The following is an 18,741-nucleotide window of genomic DNA, read 5'->3' on the forward strand; positions in this document are numbered from 1 at the left end:
GAGTTCCGGTCCTTCGCTCCCGCACGATCGCGAAAGCGAAGGTAGGAAGACAGGTGTTTTCGCCGTCTTGGCTTCGAATCGGCCTTGTCGCTCGACCATCGATCCTGGTTCCTTCGATGACCGTTTTGGTCTCTCCGCTCCGTTCCCTTGTTGACGATGTTGCGAGGAAAAAAGTGGCGAACCTAGATTTACGCGCTGGCGAAGTATTTGATCCCGAAGTTTGATCCGCCTTTTAGGGAGGTAGGACCGATCCTTCGCGTTTGGAGTGTATTGGGTACTTTGTTCGTGGGTCGAACCGTTGATCTGCGATTTGAATTTTTTCGATAATCCGAAAAAAGGCGGCAACCAAAACTAACGATGTTCTCCTCTCGATAATTTTCAACTTCAACCTTGCGGAATTCTGATCCTATTTCCACAAATGCTGCGGAAAAGCTTGAGGAAAAACCTGTGGAAAAACCGCGGAACCCTTGTGCCGCCTACCCATACACCTGTTTGCCAGAAATCGAGTGCATGGGGGCAACACGTTTAAAATAAAGCGTTTTCTTCCTATGACACATGCTTGGGTGGGATTCAATGGAAAAATGGACTTCGTTCTACGGTACATGTGAATCTTGTGGAAAAGGAGATCTCGCGCTCCCGAGGTTCTTTGTGGTTTCCTCATCAATTCAAACGGCGAGATCTCGGTGTTTCCAAGATCTCGACCGTCGGAAACGAAGACAAATAAGGGTATGGAAGTTTTTTCGCTTGCATTCGCTAAATAATTCGTTGCTGAATTATGGCGAGAAATTGCGATGCGCGGTTAGTTTGTCTTTTTGCGACTCAGGACTTTCTTCAGTTGGTAGTCGGAACTGAGGCTGGTCGCGGCTTGAAGGAAGGCCTCGTGGAGGTCGCCGTCGGCGTCGTACTTGTCCAGGAATCTCATCAGGACCTGGGACTTCTGGGAATCGGAATCCACCCGAGCGGTGGCAGCCAGGAATTCGCGTTGGGTTTCTTCGGTCATCTGCGCGTTCCGCAGAAGGCTCTCGAGCACCTGTTTCTGATGGTGGCTGGAGTCGATGGTATCCAAGGTTTCGATCACCATCCCTTGTGTCTCGTCATCGTCGTAGGTCTCGATCGTCATGCGCATCAACTGACTCTGGTGGTGGTCGGAATCGATGAAGCGGCTGGCTTCGAAGAAGGTCTCGCTGGGTTCGTTTTGCGCCAGCCAATGTTCCAGCACCTGGCTACGGTGGTAATCGGAATCGACATGCTTCACCAACTGCAGCATTTGGGCCTGCTGTTCCGGTGACAATTGGGCGTCTTTCAGCAGCCGCGTCAGGACTTCGGCCATGTGGTAGTCGGAATCGAGATTGATCAACTGGTCGATCAGGCCCGCGTCCAACAATTGGTCCGACGGCCAGGTGTTGATGGCCTTCTTCAGGATTTCCGCCTGATGGTAGTCCGATTTCAGGTCGGCGCTGCCTTCGAGGATCCGCTTGGCGAAGAAGGGCGGCAAGTCGTCCAGGGCCAAGGCTTCGGCAAGGATTTCGGCTTGGTGGTAATCGCTTTCCAGCGCCTGCCAACTGGGAAACGGGAACTCGTCCAATTTGCCGGCGCGATCCGCGTGGTGCAACAACTTCTTGAAGACGACGGCGATGTGGTAGCTGCTGTCGAAGCGATCCGCGTGTTCCTTGACCCAGCGAAGATCGTCCTGGTCGATGTCGGCGTGATCCAAGAACGCTTCGATGTAGTAGCGACGGGCGAAATCGGCTCGGGTGCGGTCGATATAGGCGCGTACCTGTTCCTTGGAGCCGGTAGCCAGGCGTCGTTGGATGCGCTCGTCCGCGGCGTACCCGGTCTCGCGAATGATGTCGGGAAGGTTCTCGGCCAGCCATCGCTGCACCTGCTCGGGGGAGGAGATGCGCTTGCCACGTTGGGTCAACTCGTAGTTGGGAGAGCCACCGCGACCGGGGGTGATTTTGATTTTGAGCTCCCGGCCACTGCTGGGTTTCTTGTAGACGAACTTGGCGTCGGAACCCATGGACGTGATCGCGGTTTCGTCCTCGTTGAAAGTGATGTCGCCCTTCAACATGAGTTCGAACCGCTTGGTTCGGATCTCGGTGCGCTTGACGCCATCATCCACGGTCTCGATGTGATAGGTAGATCCGGCACTCACGTGGGCCTTGGTGGGCTTCGGCGCTTTGGAGACCTTTTTGATTTTGATTTGCTCCTTGACCTTCTCGGCCTTGGAAAGCTGGACGATCTTCACCTTGTCGTGCCGGTACGAAGGATCGCGGTACTCGGAGGTGGCGGCGGGAGCCGGATCCGGAGAAACGGACCACGAAGCGGAAAAGGAGGTGGCGACTTCCGGTTCGGCGGCAGGCTCGGGCCGGAGCTCCGGTTTGGGACGCTTGGCGGGGGCCGGTTCCACCGCGGGTCTGGGGGCGATGACCACGACGGGGGCGATCTCGACCGTCGTGGCGACTTCCGGCGCGACTTCGATCTCGGGAGTTCGAGCTTTGAGAGGCTTGGCCGGAGCTGCTGGCGAGAAAGTCAGCGTGGCCACTTCGACTCGGGGTTCGCGGGTGGGGACCGGTTGTGCCGGCGGAGCCGGTGAAATCGTCACGGTGGCCGTGGCCGATGGCGGCGACGGACTTGCGCTGACCTCGACGAGCACCGAACGTTCGACCGTTTTCCTGGGGCCCACCAAGACGCGGGTTTGGCGTGTCGCTCGGGGCCCCGAAGTCTCTCGGGTGACCGTGGTGGCTACATCTGTCCGGGTCCCTTTACGCTCAGGTTGGTCCTTCTTGACGAGGGCGTCGCCGAGGCTGAAAGCCGGCAGCGTGAGGTAGGGTCGCGGCAGGGCCCAGGCGAGGCTGCCCAGACCGGTCAACAGCGCCAGGGTGGCGAAGGCCAACGGCAGTCTGGCGACGCGGGTGGCGTTTACACCGGAGCGCGCCAACAGGTGTTCGACTCGCTGGGACAGATGCGACTTCTTGCGCACGGAACTCAGCGCGAAGAGGTTGTGATGCTGGTTGCGGGTCATTTCGAACAGCTTGACCAGTGCGGAAGCGTAGAGCTTGCGGTCACCTTGTCGTTGATCCAGAACCCAATCGTCGCAGGCCAGTTCACGGTCGCGCTCCATGTACCTGCGGGCAATGTGAAGGAACGGCTGGAAGAAGAGCAGCGCCTGAACCACGCGGATGAAGAGGTTGTTCCAGTCGTCGCCACGTTTCAGGTGAGCCAGCTCGTGGATCAACACCGCTTCGATCTCGTTGCGCTCCATCCGCTCAGTCAGGCCCATGGGCAGCAAGATCACCGGTTCGAAGAAACCGGCGGCGACAGGTCGCGCCAGGGCGTCGGTTTCGGCGAGCCGTACGGTGCGTTCGATGCCCATGCGCCAGGCCTGGTCGCTGAACCAATCGGCCAGGGGCCCATTGACTTCGTGGGACATCTTTTTCATGCGGTGAAGGGCCCAAAAAGCGTGAACCAGGCGAATCATCAGCAGCGAAGCGATCATCAACCACAGCATCAGCAACACATCGTCGAAACCATTGGCCGCTTTGGCGGCGTTCCAACCCTTGGAGGGAGCGGCTGCGGCAACCGGTGCTTCGGCTTGGCGCGTCTCATGCCCAGGGGTCATCGCGGGGTCTCTCCGGGAAACGGTCGAGGCCCGCTCCACCCGTGGTGCGGATGCGGCGGCATGCGCGGACTCCAACGGTGCTCGTTCACTCGGTACCGCCTTGCCCAGGTTCCGTTCCCTGGCACTCGAACCGGTTTGGGTGAATCGCTCGGGAATCGGTTTTTGCGAACGGGTTTGTTCGATCGCGATCGGCAGTTCGGCTTCGCGTGGCGCGGGCTGCGCCTTTTTTGGCGGCGCTTCGGTCTTGGCGAGCGTCACGCTCGCGGTGACCGTCGATTCCGTTTGGCGCGGTACCAGCCACACCAGGGGCAGCGAGGCGATGGCCACGAAGGACAAAACCCAAACCGATGCCCGGGTGGTGGCCTGGATTCGCGGCGTGAGCGACAATGTCAAACGCACGACCAGCCAAATCAGACCGGCCTGCCACAAGAAATGAAACAAGTAGTGAAAGCCTGTCGATTGCCCCGCGAGTTCGAGGAGGAAGGTTCCCATAGAATCGATCATGACTCGTCTCCTTGGAAGTGCTCGATGCGGTTTTTGAGCGCGGCGAGATCTTGTTCGTTGAGGCGTTCGTCATCCAAAAGGTTCTGCATCAGGAGGGTGGGGGAGCCGTCGAAAAAGCGTTTGAGAAGGTCGCTGAGCGCGGTGCGGCGCGCCTGCATGCGGTCGACGAGCGGGAAATAGATGAAAGCGCGGCCCTGCTTCTCGTGAGCCACGTAACCCTTGTCGCGCAAAACGCCGAGCATGGTCATGACGGTGGTGTAGGCAGTTTTCTGTTTCTGGGAAAGCTCTTCGGTCACTTCTCGGACCGAGGCGGAACCTTTGTTCCAAAGCACATCCATGATGCGGAGTTCACCGTCTGTGAAGGTGGCCTGCTTTTTTCGGGGCATGGAGAACCTCTTGGGATTGGAATCCGTTGGCGATAGGTCGGTGGGGAAAGGAAGGGACGCGAGGCGTCCCTATTAGGTAGGAAAGAAAAACTAATAAATTAGTAGGCAAGAATCAATCTACCGACCGGCGCGATGGATGTCAACTAATTTATTAGTATTTAAGGAAGGACCGATCTAGGCTGGCCTGGATAGGAAGCGGTGCGGGTAGGTAACGAGTCGGTAATTTTTTAGTCGTAACTGGATGAGTGGTGGTTTGATGTTTTTCTGATATATCTGTGTTGCTTTGCAAGGGTTGAACTGGACCGGTACCTGTCACCGCTCTGTAAAATGCCTTTTTTCACATGTTTACAAGGATCTGTAGACCTGGTATTCCTAGCGCCGAATTGGCTGGGTGCGGTTTTGGTCGCATTCCGGCTTTCCTCGTTTTGGCATTTTCGATTTTTGGTGCAATTTCTCGATTGCGCCGATTTTTATCTCTTTTCTCGATAGAAGCTCCCCAAAATCGCTCGAACCATTCATTCATCCACTCGGAGGTTTGTAGTGGCTTCTCGTTTTATCTCTCGATTTTCGTTCATGGTCTGTCTTGTGGTGTTGGCCGGCACGATGTCGCTCGCCGGCGATCTCGCGGCTCCCGAACTCCAGGAGACGCAAAGCTGGCTGATCCAGGTCCGCCAATACAATTTGAACAGTCCCCAACCGGTCCTGGGACCGGCTTCCCACTATCGCTACACCGTCGCCGACCTGATGGTGCGCATCGATGGCGTCGAGGCCTATCGCATCGACATCCATCGCGAGAGCGAAGGATTGTCCGCGACGGCGTCCCTGTTCTACGGCAGTCTGTACATCGGTCGCAAGAACCATCGCGTCTTGCGTTTCAGCAAGGGCGACTTGCGATTGGAAGTGGCTCCCCTGGCCGAAGGGCATTTCGATCCGGCGGTGGATTCGCCCTTCTTCGGCGAGTACAGTGCCGCTCCGATTTCGCTGCCGAACTTCGCGCAAACCCGCGCGAGCCAGACCTATTCCTATGTGCCTGCGCTGCGCGGCTGGGGCTTCCCGGTCAACGTGACCCAATCCCAGCGGGCGTATGGCGAAGGTGTCCGCGTGACGCTGCAGCAGGGACCGCGCACCGTGGTGCAGGACTGGTCCGCCAAGCTGCCCTGGTGGACGCGCGCCGAAGAGCCCCATGTGTTCGTCGCCGAATTGGTGTCCTTCCAGCCGGCGCGCGCCGGCAAGCGCACCTCCGGCACGTCCGAAAGCCTTCGGTCCGGCATCGATCCGCGGACCTCGAAACACCTGTGGGCGCCCGCCTCCGGTCGGGCCGCCAACAACGCCAACTTCGCCGAATCCCTTTCCAAGGCGAACGTGGCCGCGGCAAACGGTGAATCGGAGAAACCGATGTGGTCCGGTTACTGGTGGCAGTCCACCTCCAATCCCGACATCGTGTTGCCTGAAACCGTCAACGACCCCGATCAGCGGACCTATGCCGATGGGGGCATGCTGGAGAAATACGACGACTACCTCGCGGCCGAGTACCCGGATTACAACCCCTCGACCACGGCCAAGCAGTGGGAGCTGGATCACTACAGCCACCCCAACGGCGAGGCCTGGTTCGGCCACTGCAACGGGTGGGCGGCCGCCAGCATTCTGTTCCCCGAGCCGCTGCACAACGTGACCGCGCACGGCATCACCTTCGACGTGGGCGACATCAAGGGCCTGCTGTCCGAAATGGGCTACGACGTGCGCTTGAACTATTGGCTGGGTCGCCGCTACGGTATGGGCAACACCGACTTGGAGGATCCGCGACCCTACGACGTGCACCGTTCCATCATCAACAACATCGGCGTGCGCCGCATCGCCCTGGTGGCCGACATCGATCGCGAGATCCAGGTGTGGAACTACCCGGTGTACAAGTACGAGCTGAGCCAGGAGGACGCCGGCGAAGGCCGCGTCCGCTTCGACCTCGAGGTGTGGTACTGCGACGCCGGGGTGGCCGCCGAGTTCATCGGGTTGAAGAGCCGCATCCTGAATTGGAGCTATACCCTCGAAGTCGACGAAAACGGCGACGTGGTCGAGGGCGACGGCGGTGCCTGGATCACGAACGAACGCAACCCGAAACAAACCAATCCGGACTTCCTGTGGGGTCCGGACAGCGTCACCGACGGCCGCAATCGCTACCACAATCCCGCGCTGTTCATGTCCGTGGTGACCAAGATCCTCGAGAGCGTGCCTGCCGCGAAAGCGGTGACGGTGGATGGTGCCGCGGTCGAGGGCGACATCGTCAACGGCGGTGACGGCGACTGGTTCACCTTTACGATCGGGGCGGCGGGAACCTACACCCTGCGAACCGAACTAAACACCAACCCGGATACCTACCTCTACCTGTTCGACAGCATGGATCCGTTGAATCGCAACCTGTTGGGCGAGAACGACGACATCGTCGCCGGCCAAGTGCGCAACTCGGAGCTGACTCGGGCGTTGGAGGCGGGTACTTATTATGTATTGGTGCGCGGCTACGACGTGAACCAATTGGGTTCCTACAGCTTGACCGTGAAGGATGCCTCCGGGGGCCAGCAGCGGGACTTTTTCGAAAGCACCGAGGAAGTGGCGATTCCCGACGAGGGTCAGGTCACTTCCGAACTGCCGGTCGAACGCAGCGGCCGATCCGGCATCGTGCGGATCGCGTTTCGGGTGGACCACGAGTTGCCGAGCTCGGTGACGGTCAAGGCCGAATCACCAAACGGCGCCTACGTGATCCTCCACAACGGGCGCGACAGCTTCTACGACGGCTACTGGCGCGTCAACTACGCCGACATCGCGGCGGAGGGGGCCTGGATCCTGACGGTCACCGACGACGCCGCCGACGGCAAGTCGGGCCGCATCCTGGGTTGGAGCCTTCAGTTCGAGGAGTAGGCAACCGGTCCTCGATCTCGGGGAAATGGTGACTGGATCGCATGTCAGGCGTCCATCACCTGATCTCGAACCCAAGTGATTCCGTGAAACGCGGGCCCCTATTGCAAGGTGGCTCGTGTTTTCTTTTGGCAAGATCCCGGAGTTGGCGGCACTCGCACTCGTCGGTCGATCATCTTGGGAGCCGAGCTGTGCATCCGCCGCTCTTTACACCCCGCTCGGATCCGGCCCTCGGCGATATCAAAACGGAAAGGCGGAAAAATGGAGGGCGGGTCAAACAGGGTGAACCTGTCTATTTGTTTACTTTTCTCGGGACTCTGCTTTCTCTGACTTCTGGGTATTTTCCATTTGGATTGTCCTGTCCGGTCCCCACATCCTCCGCGAAATCGGCAGCTTTTTATCCATCCTCTTTCCAAGCCGTGCAGATTCGGAGGGCATCGTTCTCTCACGTTCATCGTTTTTATCTTTGGCGCAAACCCTGATTTGAGTGGAATTACACTATTTTTGAGCGTATGATAATCGCAATCCCTGGTTAAATTTTTTAATGTCATTTCATGCTGTCTCTCGGGATGTTTGAGCCCAGCCCAAAAACCGTTTGGTGGCCGCGTCGGCCTGGAGAGATGGGGATGAGTCTTCGTCAACCAAGAGCGACTCGCGCGTTTTGCCGCGCCAGGATCGGCCTTTGTTGGCTGCTTTTCCCGCTGCTTTGGGGGGCGCCCGGTTTCGCTCAGCTCGAAACCGAGGAGGAATGGACCGAACTCTCCTTGGAGTACCTACTCGAGTTGCGCATCGTGTCCGCCTCGAAACAGCCCGAGGTCATGTTCGAATCACCCGTCGCCATTTCGGCCATCACCGCCGAAGAGATCGAGAGCGCGGGTGCCACCAGTTGGGGCGAAGCGCTGCGGTTGTTGCCGGGCATGATGGTGCGCGAGCAGACCCCGGGCAATTTCGACATCCATGTCCGCGGGTTCGACAACGTGCCGCCCGACCAGTTCATGTACTATCTGGCCAATACCCTGACCCTGGTCATGATCGACAACCGCATCGTCTACAACTACTTCGCGGGCGGCACCTTCTGGGAAACGTTGCCGGTAAGTCTGGCCCAGGTGGCGCGAATCGAGGTCGTTCGCGGACCCGCTTCGGCCCTGTACGGGCCCAACGCCGTGGCGGGGGTCATCCACATCATCACCAAGGAACCTTCGCGAGACGGCTTCTTCACCGACGTCCATCTCACCGGCGGCGAGGACCGAACCCAGATGGTCGATTTTCGACTCGGGCATGGTGATGTCGCCTGGGCCTGGTACGTCGCGGGAAAGAGTCATCGGCGCGATCGCGACTTCACCGATTATTTCAGCAACGCCCTAAGCACCTATGTCGCCACCCCGGACGACCTGGTGCACCCCGAGAATTTCGAGACGCCGCCGGAAAACGCGGTGCGGTTTCCCGACCCCGACAACGCCCAGGACAATTGGGCCCTGACCGCGGGTGTGAGTTATGTGACCGAGAACGACTGGCGCTGGCAACTGACCGCCGGTCGCCAGGATTCGGATGTGCAAATCACCTATTTTCAGAGTCCGGTTTCGCCGCTGAACGCTTTCTTCTCGGACTCGAATTTCGTGGACCTGACCGTCAAGGGCAACGATCTCTCGATCCAACTGTCCTGGCTGGATGGGGATCAGGAGGCGCCGGGCGTCAATGGTTGGGCATGGGCGTTCACGACGCTCGATCTGACCGTCGAATACGAGCACACCATCTCCGACCGCTGGAAAGTCCGCCCGGGGGTGAGCTACCGCGACGCCGAGTACGACGGATCCTTCATCAGCGGCAACCAGACGATCACCACCCAGGCCGCCTACCTGCGCTCGGACTGGCGGCCTTCCGATCGCTGGCGGTTGGTCGCGGCGCTGCGCGGCGATCGCTACGATACGCCCGACGCCACCGAGCTTTCCGGTCAAGGGGCTTTGAACTACATGCCGGACGAACGTCATCATTGGCGCTTGATCTACGGGACGGCCCATCGAACGCCCTTCTTTCTGGATACCTACTTCTCGGACGTCATGGTGAATCCGAGCGGTGCGACCTTCCTGCTGACCGGGAACACCGAGCTCGAGCTGCTCTCCACCGATTCGGTGGAGGTCGGCTATCGATTCAAGCCGCGCGAAGATCGCCAGTTCGAGATGGAAGTCTATTACGCTCGCAACAAGGACTACGCGGGGAATACAATCATCTTTCGCGGTGAGACGGAAGACGGGTTCCTGTTGCGCGGCCAGCACCAAAATCTACCTGCCGATCCCCGGCTGGTGGGCGCCACGCTCAGCTACAGCCACGGGCTCGGCAAGCATGCCTACCTGCGTTCCTTCCTTTCCTGGACCGATACCGAGATCATCAATCACCGACGGCTTTCGGAGCCGGAGCGGGACGTCGACCATATCGGCACCCCGGAGTTCTTCGGGGGACTGGTCTACGATGTGCACCTGAACCGCCGTTGGCATCTCAACGGGAACCTGTTCGCCTTCGATGGTCACACACAGACAAACCTAACCAGGGCCAGCGATATCCCGACCAAGTGGACGCTGAACGGTAAGGTGCGCTATAAACCCTTCAATCACATCAGCTTCGCGCTCAATGTACGCAACCTCCTGGATCGCGACACCCACGAGTTTTACTGGAGCGACGAGATCGGGCGCAGGATCTTTTTCGAGTTTCAGGTACGGTACTGAGTCGTTGCTCGGACCGGGGGCCGGATTGCCGGTGGTCGGAATTTCGATGGTCCTGCACACCGGCCACTGGGTTTCAAGTGGGTAACTAATCGAAGCGAATCGGAAACCAGGAAAGGATCGGCATTTGGTGTCACATCATGGTCCTGGCTTTTCTGGTTTCGATCATTCCTGCCTTCCTGATCAAGATTTGACGACGGCAAGATCCACCACAGGTTGAATACACCATTTTGTTTCAGGAGCGCGCGCCGTACCACGCCAAAAAAGGGATGGATGGGGCGCTGCCCCGCGCCATCCCCGAGTCGCCGATCACAGACGGCGGGCACACTCCCGCGCCAGGTACTTTCGGTAGCGGGCCTTCAAGGTCGCGTCTCGCGACAGGGACCGCTGCGCGCGCTGATAGGCCCGTTTGGCGTCGGCCGGGCGATTCATGGTTCGATAGGCTTCGCCGAGTTCGAAGGCCAGCATCGCGGATTCGGGGAACAGCCGCAAACCTGCCTGGTACGCGACGATCCCGTCCCCGTGGGATATGGATCGAAACGCGTAGGATGCGAAATTGCCGAACACCCGCGCGTTGAAACGACCCGAATGATCACCCTTCCGCTTCAGCCGTTCGGCTGATTCGACGAGCGCATCCACCCCGCCTCGTCGCAACGCTCTGCTCAAAATCGAGAACGACATGTCCGGAGCCTCGACGAAGGGCGTTTGCGACTGCAGACCCTTGCCTTCCTCGATGACCAACAGGGCATCTGCCGGTGGGGATTCCACCTCGGTTCGGACGCCCGATGGCCAATGAACCGTGAGCTTTTTGACCTTCGAAGTGGTTTTCAGGCCAAAATGGGCCCGGGGGGCGTTCTGGCCGCGTCCACCGGTGTGGGCCATCATAAAGCGTGTTTGGGTCACCGGCTTGCCGTCGATTTCCGAATCGAGCACCACTCGCGCGCCCAGGCCCATGCGATTGCTTTGGTGCCCGATCAGGCGCACCGCCACTTTGTGGTGATCGTTGGCCCGGTTGGTGAAAAGCCAGTTATTGGTGTTTTCCCAGTTGGTGACGATCAGGTCGAGCGCCCCGTCCCCATTGTGGTCGCCCCAGGCCGCGCCGTCGCTGTGGCCCCCGTGCGTGATCATGAACCCTTTCGGGACCCGGGTCATGCGGCCGTCGTCGTTGCGGTACAGGAAATTGTTGCCGCGAAAGACAGCCACGAACAGGTCCTCGTCGCCATCGTTGTCGTAGTCGCCCCACTGTGCGGTCAAGCTGCTGTCGGCGGTGTTGACCAAGGGCCCGAGGGTGACCTTTTCGAAGGTGCCGTCGCCCAGGTTGCGGTAGAAGAAGTCCACCTGGATGCCGTCCTGATAGTAGTTGCCGTTGGTGACGAACAAATCCGGGTCGCCGTCATTGTCGGGATCGCCCCATGCGGCGCCGCTGGACTGGGCTCGATCGCGCACGATCACCGAATCCGTGACGCTTTCGAAGGTACCGTCGCCCCGGTTGCGGTACAGGCTGTTGGGTTCCTTGTCGGCGTAATTGACCACGTAGAGGTCTTGGTCGCCATCGCCGTCGTAGTCGATCCAGGTAGGGCTGTAACTGCTGCGGACCTCCTCTGCCGCGGGCCCCGTGCGGATCCGTTCGAAGCTGCCGTCTCCCTCGTTGCGGTAGAGAAAATTGACCTGGTCGTAATTGTTGGCGACGTAGAGGTCCAGGTAGCCGTCGTTGTCGTAGTCGCCCCAGGCGGCGGCGTAGGAATCGCCGCGATCGGAAACGATGCTGCCCGTGGTGACGCGCTCGAAGCGACCGTCGCCCAGGTTGTGGTAGAGAAAGTTGTCCTGCTCGGCCTGGTTGCTCACGAACAGGTCCAGGTAGCCGTCGTTGTCGTAATCGCCCCACACCGCACCCGACGAGAATCCGGCGTCATTCACCACCGGGCTGTCGGTCACCAGGGTGAAACGACAGTCGCCCTCGTTGCGGTACAACGCGTTGTCGCGGTTGTCGGGATTGGCGATGAACAGGTCCAGATCGCCGTCGTTGTCGTAGTCGCCCCAGGCGGCACCCGAAGAGTGGCATCCCGAATCATTGATGATGTTGAAGGGATCCGGTGGGGCGAAGGGCGCCTCGTCCACGGCGATGGGCGTCGCCAGCCACAGTACTGCATGTATCCAAAACGTTGTCATGTTCCTTCCTCCGTCATTCAGCCTGGCGTGATGATACGGGGCCGGGTCGCCGGAGGTCACCGATGGTCGGCTTAAGACTTCTGAAGAATGATGAAGTTGTTTGTTTTGAGAGCGATAGATTGCGTCTTCGGTGCTTGGAAATCTGGCCTTCCGCGATCGAAACAACGGCTTGGACGTCGCTCGGATTCTTTGATCTTTGGGTTTCGAGATAGGGAGTCGTCGAAGCGGATGGATTTGGTGTTTCCGGATGGGTTGTTTCGAATAGCTGATCCAGCGGGCTTGTTGCTTCTGCCCGAGGCTTTGGTCTTGGTTTCTCCCTCGTTCATCCGGGCTCTCTATGGTTGGATCGCTTCGATGGGTCCACCAAGCTGGTGGACCTACAGGCGCGACGCCCCTCTCTGAATGCGGGCTCTCTATGGTTGCGTTCCTTCGAAATGTCGGGCCGGCAGGCTTCCGCTTCTGCCCTACCGGCCGTACCCAATCTACCGGTACGACGCCCATTTCGGCATAACAGACCCCCCGGTCAGAGTTACTCCGAAGAGCCCGTGCGATCGTAAGCGACGTAAAGCCTGTAGGTTGGCCCGCTGGGCCGACGCGTCGAAGCAACCCAAGCAACAACAAGCAATTACGCCGAAGAGCGAAGCCGCCCTTTTCCCTCACGACCCCCATCGAAAGCCGTAAGGTCCAAGGTTTCTCCATCGTGAGAGCGACGTAAGGCCTGTAGGTCGAACAGCTTGCCATACCGGCCGTGCTCAACCAATCGAAGTGAATTTGCGGCAACGTTTAATGCCATCGAGAGATCGGGCGGCCCGACTTATTTGCTTCGCTCTTTTACCACCTGATCTTGCGAAGCCTGGGTCGCTTCGAATAGTCCATCGGGCCGATGGACCTACCTGGCACGACGCCCCTCTCGGCATGCGAGCACTGCGCGATTGGGTCACTTCGAAGTGTCGGGCTGGCAGGCTTCCGCTTCTGCCCCACCGGCCGTGCCATACCGGCCGTGCCATACCGGCCGTACCCAATCTACCGGTACGATGCCCATTTCGGCATAACAGACCTCCCGGTCAGAGTTACTCCGAAGAGCCCGTGCGATCGTAAGCTACGTAAAGCCTGTAGGTTGGCCCGCTGGGCCGACGCGTCGAAGCAACCCAAGCAACAACAAGCAATTACGCCAAAGAGCGAAGCTGCCCTTTTCCCTCAGGACCCCCATCGAAAGCCGTAAGGTCCAAGGTTCCTCCATCGTGAGAGCGACGTAAGGCCTGTAGGTCGAACAGCTTGCCCTACCGGCCGTGTTCAACCAATCGAAGTGATTTTGCGGCAACGTTTAATGCCATCGAGAGATCGGGCGGCCCGACTTATTTGCTTCGCTCTTTTACCACCTGATCTTGCGAAGCCTGGGTCGCTTCGAATAGTCCATCGGGCCGATGGACCTACCTGGCACGACGACCTTCTCGGCCTGCGAGCACTGCGCCATTGGGTCACTTCGAAGTATCGGGCCGGCAGGCTTCCGCTTCTGCCATACCGGCCGTGCTCAACCAATCGAAGTGATTTTGCGGCAACGTTTAATGCCATCGAGGGATCGGGAGGCCCGACTTATTGGCTTCGCTCTTTTACCACTTGATCTTGCGAAGCCTGGGTCGCTTCGAATAGTCCATCGGGCCGATGGACCTACCTGGCACGACGACCCTCTCGGCCTGCGAGCACTGCGCGATTGGGTCACTTCGAAGTGTCGGGCCGGCGGCCCAACCTACCGCCGCGACACCTCTCAAAGCATGCGGGAACTTCTTGGTTGGGTCGCTTCGAAAAGATCATCGGGCCGATGATCCTACCTGGCTTTGTCGGGCCAGCGGCCCAAACTACCGCCGCGACGCCTCTCAAAGCATGCGGGAACTCCTTGGTTGGGTCGCTTCGAGGCGGACCTGAAACCTGATACCCGATACCTGACAGCGTGGCGTTTCGGCCAATCGGCCGAAACGCCACTCCTAATTGCTTCGATCGGTAAGTGGATTGATCCGTTCGATCAGCTCCCGATAGCGGGGGTCCTTCCGCAACGGTTCGTATTTGGGGTCCACCGAGACCCAGAGGACCTCCACCTGTCGCATGTTGACCGCCTGGCCCAACCAGTGGAATGCACCCTCCAGATCGCCGATCGAAAGGCTGTAGCGTGCGAAGGCCAGCGGCGGCCGGTAGTGTCCCAGATGGCGGTACTCGCCCGTGTCCAAAAGGCGGCGGTAGACTGCCGAACCGCCGCCCTCGGCGAAGGCGCGATCGAACGCGGCCAACTCCTCCGCTGTGAAGGCACGCAGCTCCATGATGGCGCGCATGTGGCGATAGGCGTCATGTTCGCGGCCCATGTTGTCGTAGATCTTCATCGCCGAGTCGTGGAACATCAGCGGGGGGATGGGGGCCGGCCGCAGGCGTTGCAGCTCATCCAGGGCGCGCTCGTAATCGCGAGCCATGTTGTGGATCCAGGCCACGACGGGGCGCGAGTAACTCAACGGATCCAGTTCCCGCAGCCGTGCCACGTGACTCAAGGCTTCGTCGGTCTTGCCCTGGGCCAACAGAAACTGGGCGTAGCTGAAATGGACCTCGGCCATGCCGGGTGCGAGGTCGAGCGCTCGACGGAAATGGGTTTCGGCTTCCGCGAAGCGCCAGTCGCGCAGGAACGACAGGTCGGCGCGGAGCAGGTGCGCTTCCGCCAAATTCGGGTTCAGGGCCAGGGCCTTGTGCAACATGGCGTCGAGTTCGTCGGCCTCGGGCGCGTTCGGCGAAAAGGCATCTTGGAGGCGCAGCCGCACCTTGACCAGGCCCAGGTAGGCGCGCGCGAACCGCGGCGCCAGGTCGACCGCGCGCTGGAAACGGACCGCGGCTTCGTGCCAATCCTCGCGGCGCTCCATGGCCAACCAGTAGCATCCGCTCCAATAGGCGTCCAGCGCTTCGGGGGGAACCGAATCCTCACGCGACGGCGCGGTCAAGCCGAGTGCCGCGGCGATGCCCGTGGCCGCGGTCGAAGCCGGCTGCGTGGCGTGTACGGGGCCGATCGACTGGGTGTGCGACCACAGGTTCCGACCACGCGCCACTTCGTGCAGGTTCAGCGACAAAGAGATCGCCTCTTCTTCCGTGTGGAGCGAACCCTCGAGAACCAGGTCGGCACCCAGCTCACGGCCGCGCGCGAGCGGGCTCGTGTCCCTGCCTTCCTGTTGCGCGACCGAGCCCCGCGAAATGACCCGTAATCCGGGGACGACGGCCAACTCGGCGGTCAGTTGATCGACGAGGCCTCGAGCTACGTGATCGAGATCGGCATCGGCGGGAAACGCCAACGGCAAAACGGCCACCAGCCTTCCTTTGGATGGCTGTGTTTCGGTGGTGGTGAGCGCAGTCGGGTCGGTCGATGCCGAGTGAGGACGCCACAACCAGATGGCCGCAAGTCCCAGCGACAGCAGGATGCCCGTGGCCAGGACGGTGCGCCGCGTGCGGCCCGTGGCGTTCGGGGGCGTTTCGAGAGGATCAGTTTTTTCCGGGATCGGGTCGGGTGACGGAACGCGTGCGTCGCGGGGCGGAACCGACACGTGCGCGATCAGGCAATATCCCTTGCCGGGAACGGTCTTGATGTATCGGGGCTTGCGCGCGTCGTCCCCAAGCGCCTTGCGAATGTGGCTGATCGCCACCGCCAACACGTCGTGACTGACGTGACGTCCCTCCCAGACCGTGGCCAACAGGTCCTCGCGAGAGAGCGTTCGATCGGGATGGGCGGCGAGTTGGATGAGGACGCACATGTGCTTGTGGTCCAGGCGCCGCTCTTCCTCGCCGCGAATCAAACGGTTCTGGTGAGGACGGACCTCCCAGTCGCCGAGGTGAATCACATGTGAACCCGTCAAATGGGCCTCCTCGATCGGTGCCTGGCTATTGTACCCGATACGTCGATCGAACCCGGCAGGACGGCCGACCTGCCAGGATCTTCGCGGGTTATCTTACAGTAAATGCACAAGGCCTCTTTCGCCACGAGGTTGCCGTGATATGCTTGTCGCGTTGGGAACAGCCCACCATTTCGATACGAATTACGACGAATCAGGCTCATTCCTAAAGTGTGCGATTCGGATGGTTGCGATGTGCCGAAAGTCGCTCAATCCAAGGTCTGGGCCGATTGGGAATCGATGGACCAAAACCCCGTACTCCAAGTCTCTGGTGCCTTCAAAAACTACGGACAACAACCGGCTCTCTGCGGTGTGGAGCTCTCGCTTCGGCGCGGCGAGTGGTTGGCCCTACTCGGTCCCAACGGTGCCGGTAAGACGACCTTGATTCGCGCCATCGCGGGACGTGTCTTCCTGGATCGAGGTGAGATTCGTATGCTCGGCACGGAGCTCGAGCAGGGGAAGGGAAGTGGCCGCGACAATTTGGGTGTGGTACCCCAGGAGATCGCGCTCTATCCCACCTTGACGGCGCGCGAGAACCTGAACGTGTTCGGCAGCCTGCACGGCGTTCACGGCAAGACGCTCGCCGAGCGCATTCGTTGGGCCCTGGATTGGGTGGCCCTCACCGAGCGGGCCAATGATCGCGTCGGCGGTTTCTCCGGTGGCATGAAACGGCGGCTCAACATCGCGGCGGCCGTATTGCACCGCCCCGAGGTCCTGTTGCTCGACGAGCCCACGGTCGGCGTCGATCCCCAAAGCCGGGAACGCATTTGGGACATGTTGCGGCAGCTTCAGGGAGAGGGCACCTCTTTGCTGTTGACGACCCACCAACTCGACGAAGCCCAGCAGATCTGCGACCGCATCGTCATCGTGGATCACGGCAAGGCGATCGCCGAGGGCACGCTGGAATCGCTGATCGAACAGACCGTGGGCCGCGAACGCATGGTGGAAATCCAACTGGAGCACAAACTCGACGCCCACGCGTGGCAGGCAGCGGTGATCGATCCCGACGATGCCACGCTTCTGCGGCAGCCGATGGCGGATCTGGCCGCCGAGTTGCCGTCCCTGTTGGCCGAAATCCAGAGCGCGGGTGGTTCCGTACGCGATGTGCACATTCGCGTCCCCAATCTTCAAACCGTGTTCATCCATTTGACCGGGAGGGCTTTGCGCGAATGATTGGCACCATACTTCACGTCAGTTGGCTCACGCTCAAGCGGGATTATGTGGCCCTGGGCCTGACATTCCTGCTTCCGGTCGTGTTTTTCTCGATTTTTGCCGGGATCTTCAGCGGCATGGGCGGTGGCAACGGCGCCAGCGTCATGCGACCGCTTTCGGTGTTGGTGGTGCGCGGAGACGACGAACCCTTCTCACACAGGTTCGCGCAAGAGCTCGACGGGCAAGACATGGTGAACGTCACCGATTTCGTCGACCTGGCCCAGACCGTCGAGGACACGGAAACGCCTGCGCCCGCGCATGATCCGGAACCGGAAACGGAATTGGAAACGGCGGTGCGGCTGGTCCGCGTCGGAACTTTCGATGCGGCGGTGGTATTGCCCGCCAACCTGCTCGAATCGATCGCCGACTTCGGCGGTCAGGCGCCACCCGCCAAAGTGGTCTACGATCCCTCGAATCCCGCCTCCCGCATGATGCTGGAAGGGGTTATGCAATCGACGGCCATGAACTCGGCGCCCGGACTCATGATGAATCGCGGGTTGGACATGTTCGTCCAGTACGGCGGGCCGCTGACCGAATCGCAAAAGAGTGCGGTCGAGTCCGGCCAGAGTTTTTTTGGCGGTGACCAGGGATCCGGCGCTGGTTCGACCGGGCTGATCGCGGTGGAATCCATCGACGCCCGGCAGTTCGGCAAGCAAGAGAAGGATCCCGAGAAGAAGACCAATATCGTGGCCTACTACGCGGCCGGGATCGGGGTCATGTTTTTGTTGTTCTCGATGACCGGTGCCGGCGGCGCCCTTTTGGAAGAAGAGGAGTCCGGTACGCTCGACCGCCTATTGACGTCGCGTTTGAGTATCGGTTCGCTGTTGTTCGGGAAGTGGTTGTTCTTCGGGTTCGTCGGCATCGCCCAGTTGACCTTGATGTTCGTCTGGGGCGCCCTGGTATTCGATTTGGACCTGTTCTCCGTCAAGCATTTCGCCGGATTTGCCGTGATGACCCTGGTATCCGCGGCGGCTGCCTCGGCCTTCGGCATCCTGCTGGCCACGTTCGCCAAGAGCCGTGCCCAGTTAAGCGGCATGTCGACCATTCTGATCCTGGTGATGTCGGCGATGGGCGGCAGCATGGTCCCGCGCTTCGTGATGCCGGCCTACATGGACCGCGCCGCCAAATTCACCTTCAACGGCTGGGCCATCGACGGCTTCCTGAAAGTGTTCTGGCGCGAGAATCCGGATCACGATCTGCTGGAATCGCTGTTGTACCTCGCCCCGGAAGTGTCGGTCCTGGGTGCCATGGCCATCGTGTTCCTGGCTATCGCGGGTCGGTTCGCCCGCCGCTGGCAGCCCGCCTGATCG

General features: G+C 60.1%; 8 protein-coding genes. 4 read left to right on the forward strand and 4 right to left on the reverse strand.

What is annotated here, in order from left to right; translation table 11 throughout:
• Positions 1 to 799 precede the first annotated feature (799 nt).
• Positions 800 to 4,126, reverse strand: coding sequence for a M56 family metallopeptidase (locus J3U87_RS05620; protein ID WP_237382053.1), 3,327 nt, complete (start codon positions 4,124 to 4,126; stop codon positions 800 to 802).
• Positions 4,123 to 4,512 carry a BlaI/MecI/CopY family transcriptional regulator gene (locus J3U87_RS05625; RefSeq protein WP_237382054.1) on the reverse strand — a complete coding sequence of 130 codons (390 nt, stop codon included), beginning with the start codon at positions 4,510 to 4,512 and terminating at the stop codon, positions 4,123 to 4,125. Before J3U87_RS05625 ends, J3U87_RS05620 begins: the two co-directional genes overlap by 4 nt.
• A gap of 573 nt (positions 4,513 to 5,085) precedes the next feature.
• Between J3U87_RS05625 and J3U87_RS05630 the strand changes: the two genes are divergently transcribed.
• Together J3U87_RS05630 and J3U87_RS05635 are read left to right on the forward strand one after the other, a co-directional pair.
• Entirely contained in the window at positions 5,086 to 7,422 is a 2,337-nt protein-coding gene (locus tag J3U87_RS05630; RefSeq protein WP_237382055.1) for a DVUA0089 family protein, read from the forward strand.
• Between the two features lie 623 nt (positions 7,423 to 8,045).
• On the forward strand, positions 8,046 to 10,139 hold the full coding sequence (locus tag J3U87_RS05635) for a TonB-dependent receptor plug domain-containing protein (RefSeq protein ID WP_237382056.1): 2,094 nt from the start codon (positions 8,046 to 8,048) through the stop codon (positions 10,137 to 10,139).
• A gap of 306 nt (positions 10,140 to 10,445) precedes the next feature.
• Here J3U87_RS05635 and J3U87_RS05640 read toward each other — a convergent pair whose 3' ends face one another.
• Both J3U87_RS05640 and J3U87_RS05645 read right to left on the reverse strand, forming a co-directional pair.
• On the reverse strand, positions 10,446 to 12,305 hold the full coding sequence (locus tag J3U87_RS05640) for an FG-GAP-like repeat-containing protein (protein ID WP_237382057.1): 1,860 nt from the start codon (positions 12,303 to 12,305) through the stop codon (positions 10,446 to 10,448).
• 1,982 nt (positions 12,306 to 14,287) lie between these two features.
• Entirely contained in the window at positions 14,288 to 16,183 is a 1,896-nt protein-coding gene (locus J3U87_RS05645; RefSeq protein ID WP_237382058.1) for a winged helix-turn-helix domain-containing protein, read from the reverse strand.
• Positions 16,184 to 16,414: 231 nt separating this feature from the next.
• On the opposite strand from J3U87_RS05645, the gene J3U87_RS05650 reads away from it, so the two are divergent.
• Together J3U87_RS05650 and J3U87_RS05655 are read left to right on the forward strand one after the other, a co-directional pair.
• Positions 16,415 to 17,392, forward strand: coding sequence for an ABC transporter ATP-binding protein (locus J3U87_RS05650; RefSeq protein ID WP_237382059.1), 978 nt, complete (start codon positions 16,415 to 16,417; stop codon positions 17,390 to 17,392).
• Positions 17,389 to 18,738 carry an ABC transporter permease gene (locus J3U87_RS05655; RefSeq protein ID WP_237382060.1) on the forward strand — a complete coding sequence of 450 codons (1,350 nt, stop codon included), beginning with the start codon at positions 17,389 to 17,391 and terminating at the stop codon, positions 18,736 to 18,738. Before J3U87_RS05650 ends, J3U87_RS05655 begins: the two co-directional genes overlap by 4 nt.
• Positions 18,739 to 18,741 lie beyond the last annotated feature (3 nt).

This window comes from Sulfidibacter corallicola (assembly GCF_017498545.1).
Classification (GTDB): Bacteria; Acidobacteriota; Holophagae; order Acanthopleuribacterales; family Acanthopleuribacteraceae; genus Sulfidibacter; species Sulfidibacter corallicola.

Coding starts and splice junctions, on each gene's coding strand:
- J3U87_RS05620 (WP_237382053.1), bottom strand. CDS start 4,126: ATGATCGATTCTATGGGAACCTTCCTCCTCGAACTCGCGGGGCAATCG.
- J3U87_RS05625 (WP_237382054.1), bottom strand. CDS start 4,512: ATGCCCCGAAAAAAGCAGGCCACCTTCACAGACGGTGAACTCCGCATC.
- J3U87_RS05630 (WP_237382055.1), top strand. CDS start 5,086: ATGGTCTGTCTTGTGGTGTTGGCCGGCACGATGTCGCTCGCCGGCGAT.
- J3U87_RS05635 (WP_237382056.1), top strand. CDS start 8,046: ATGAGTCTTCGTCAACCAAGAGCGACTCGCGCGTTTTGCCGCGCCAGG.
- J3U87_RS05640 (WP_237382057.1), bottom strand. CDS start 12,305: ATGACAACGTTTTGGATACATGCAGTACTGTGGCTGGCGACGCCCATC.
- J3U87_RS05655 (WP_237382060.1), top strand. CDS start 17,389: ATGATTGGCACCATACTTCACGTCAGTTGGCTCACGCTCAAGCGGGAT.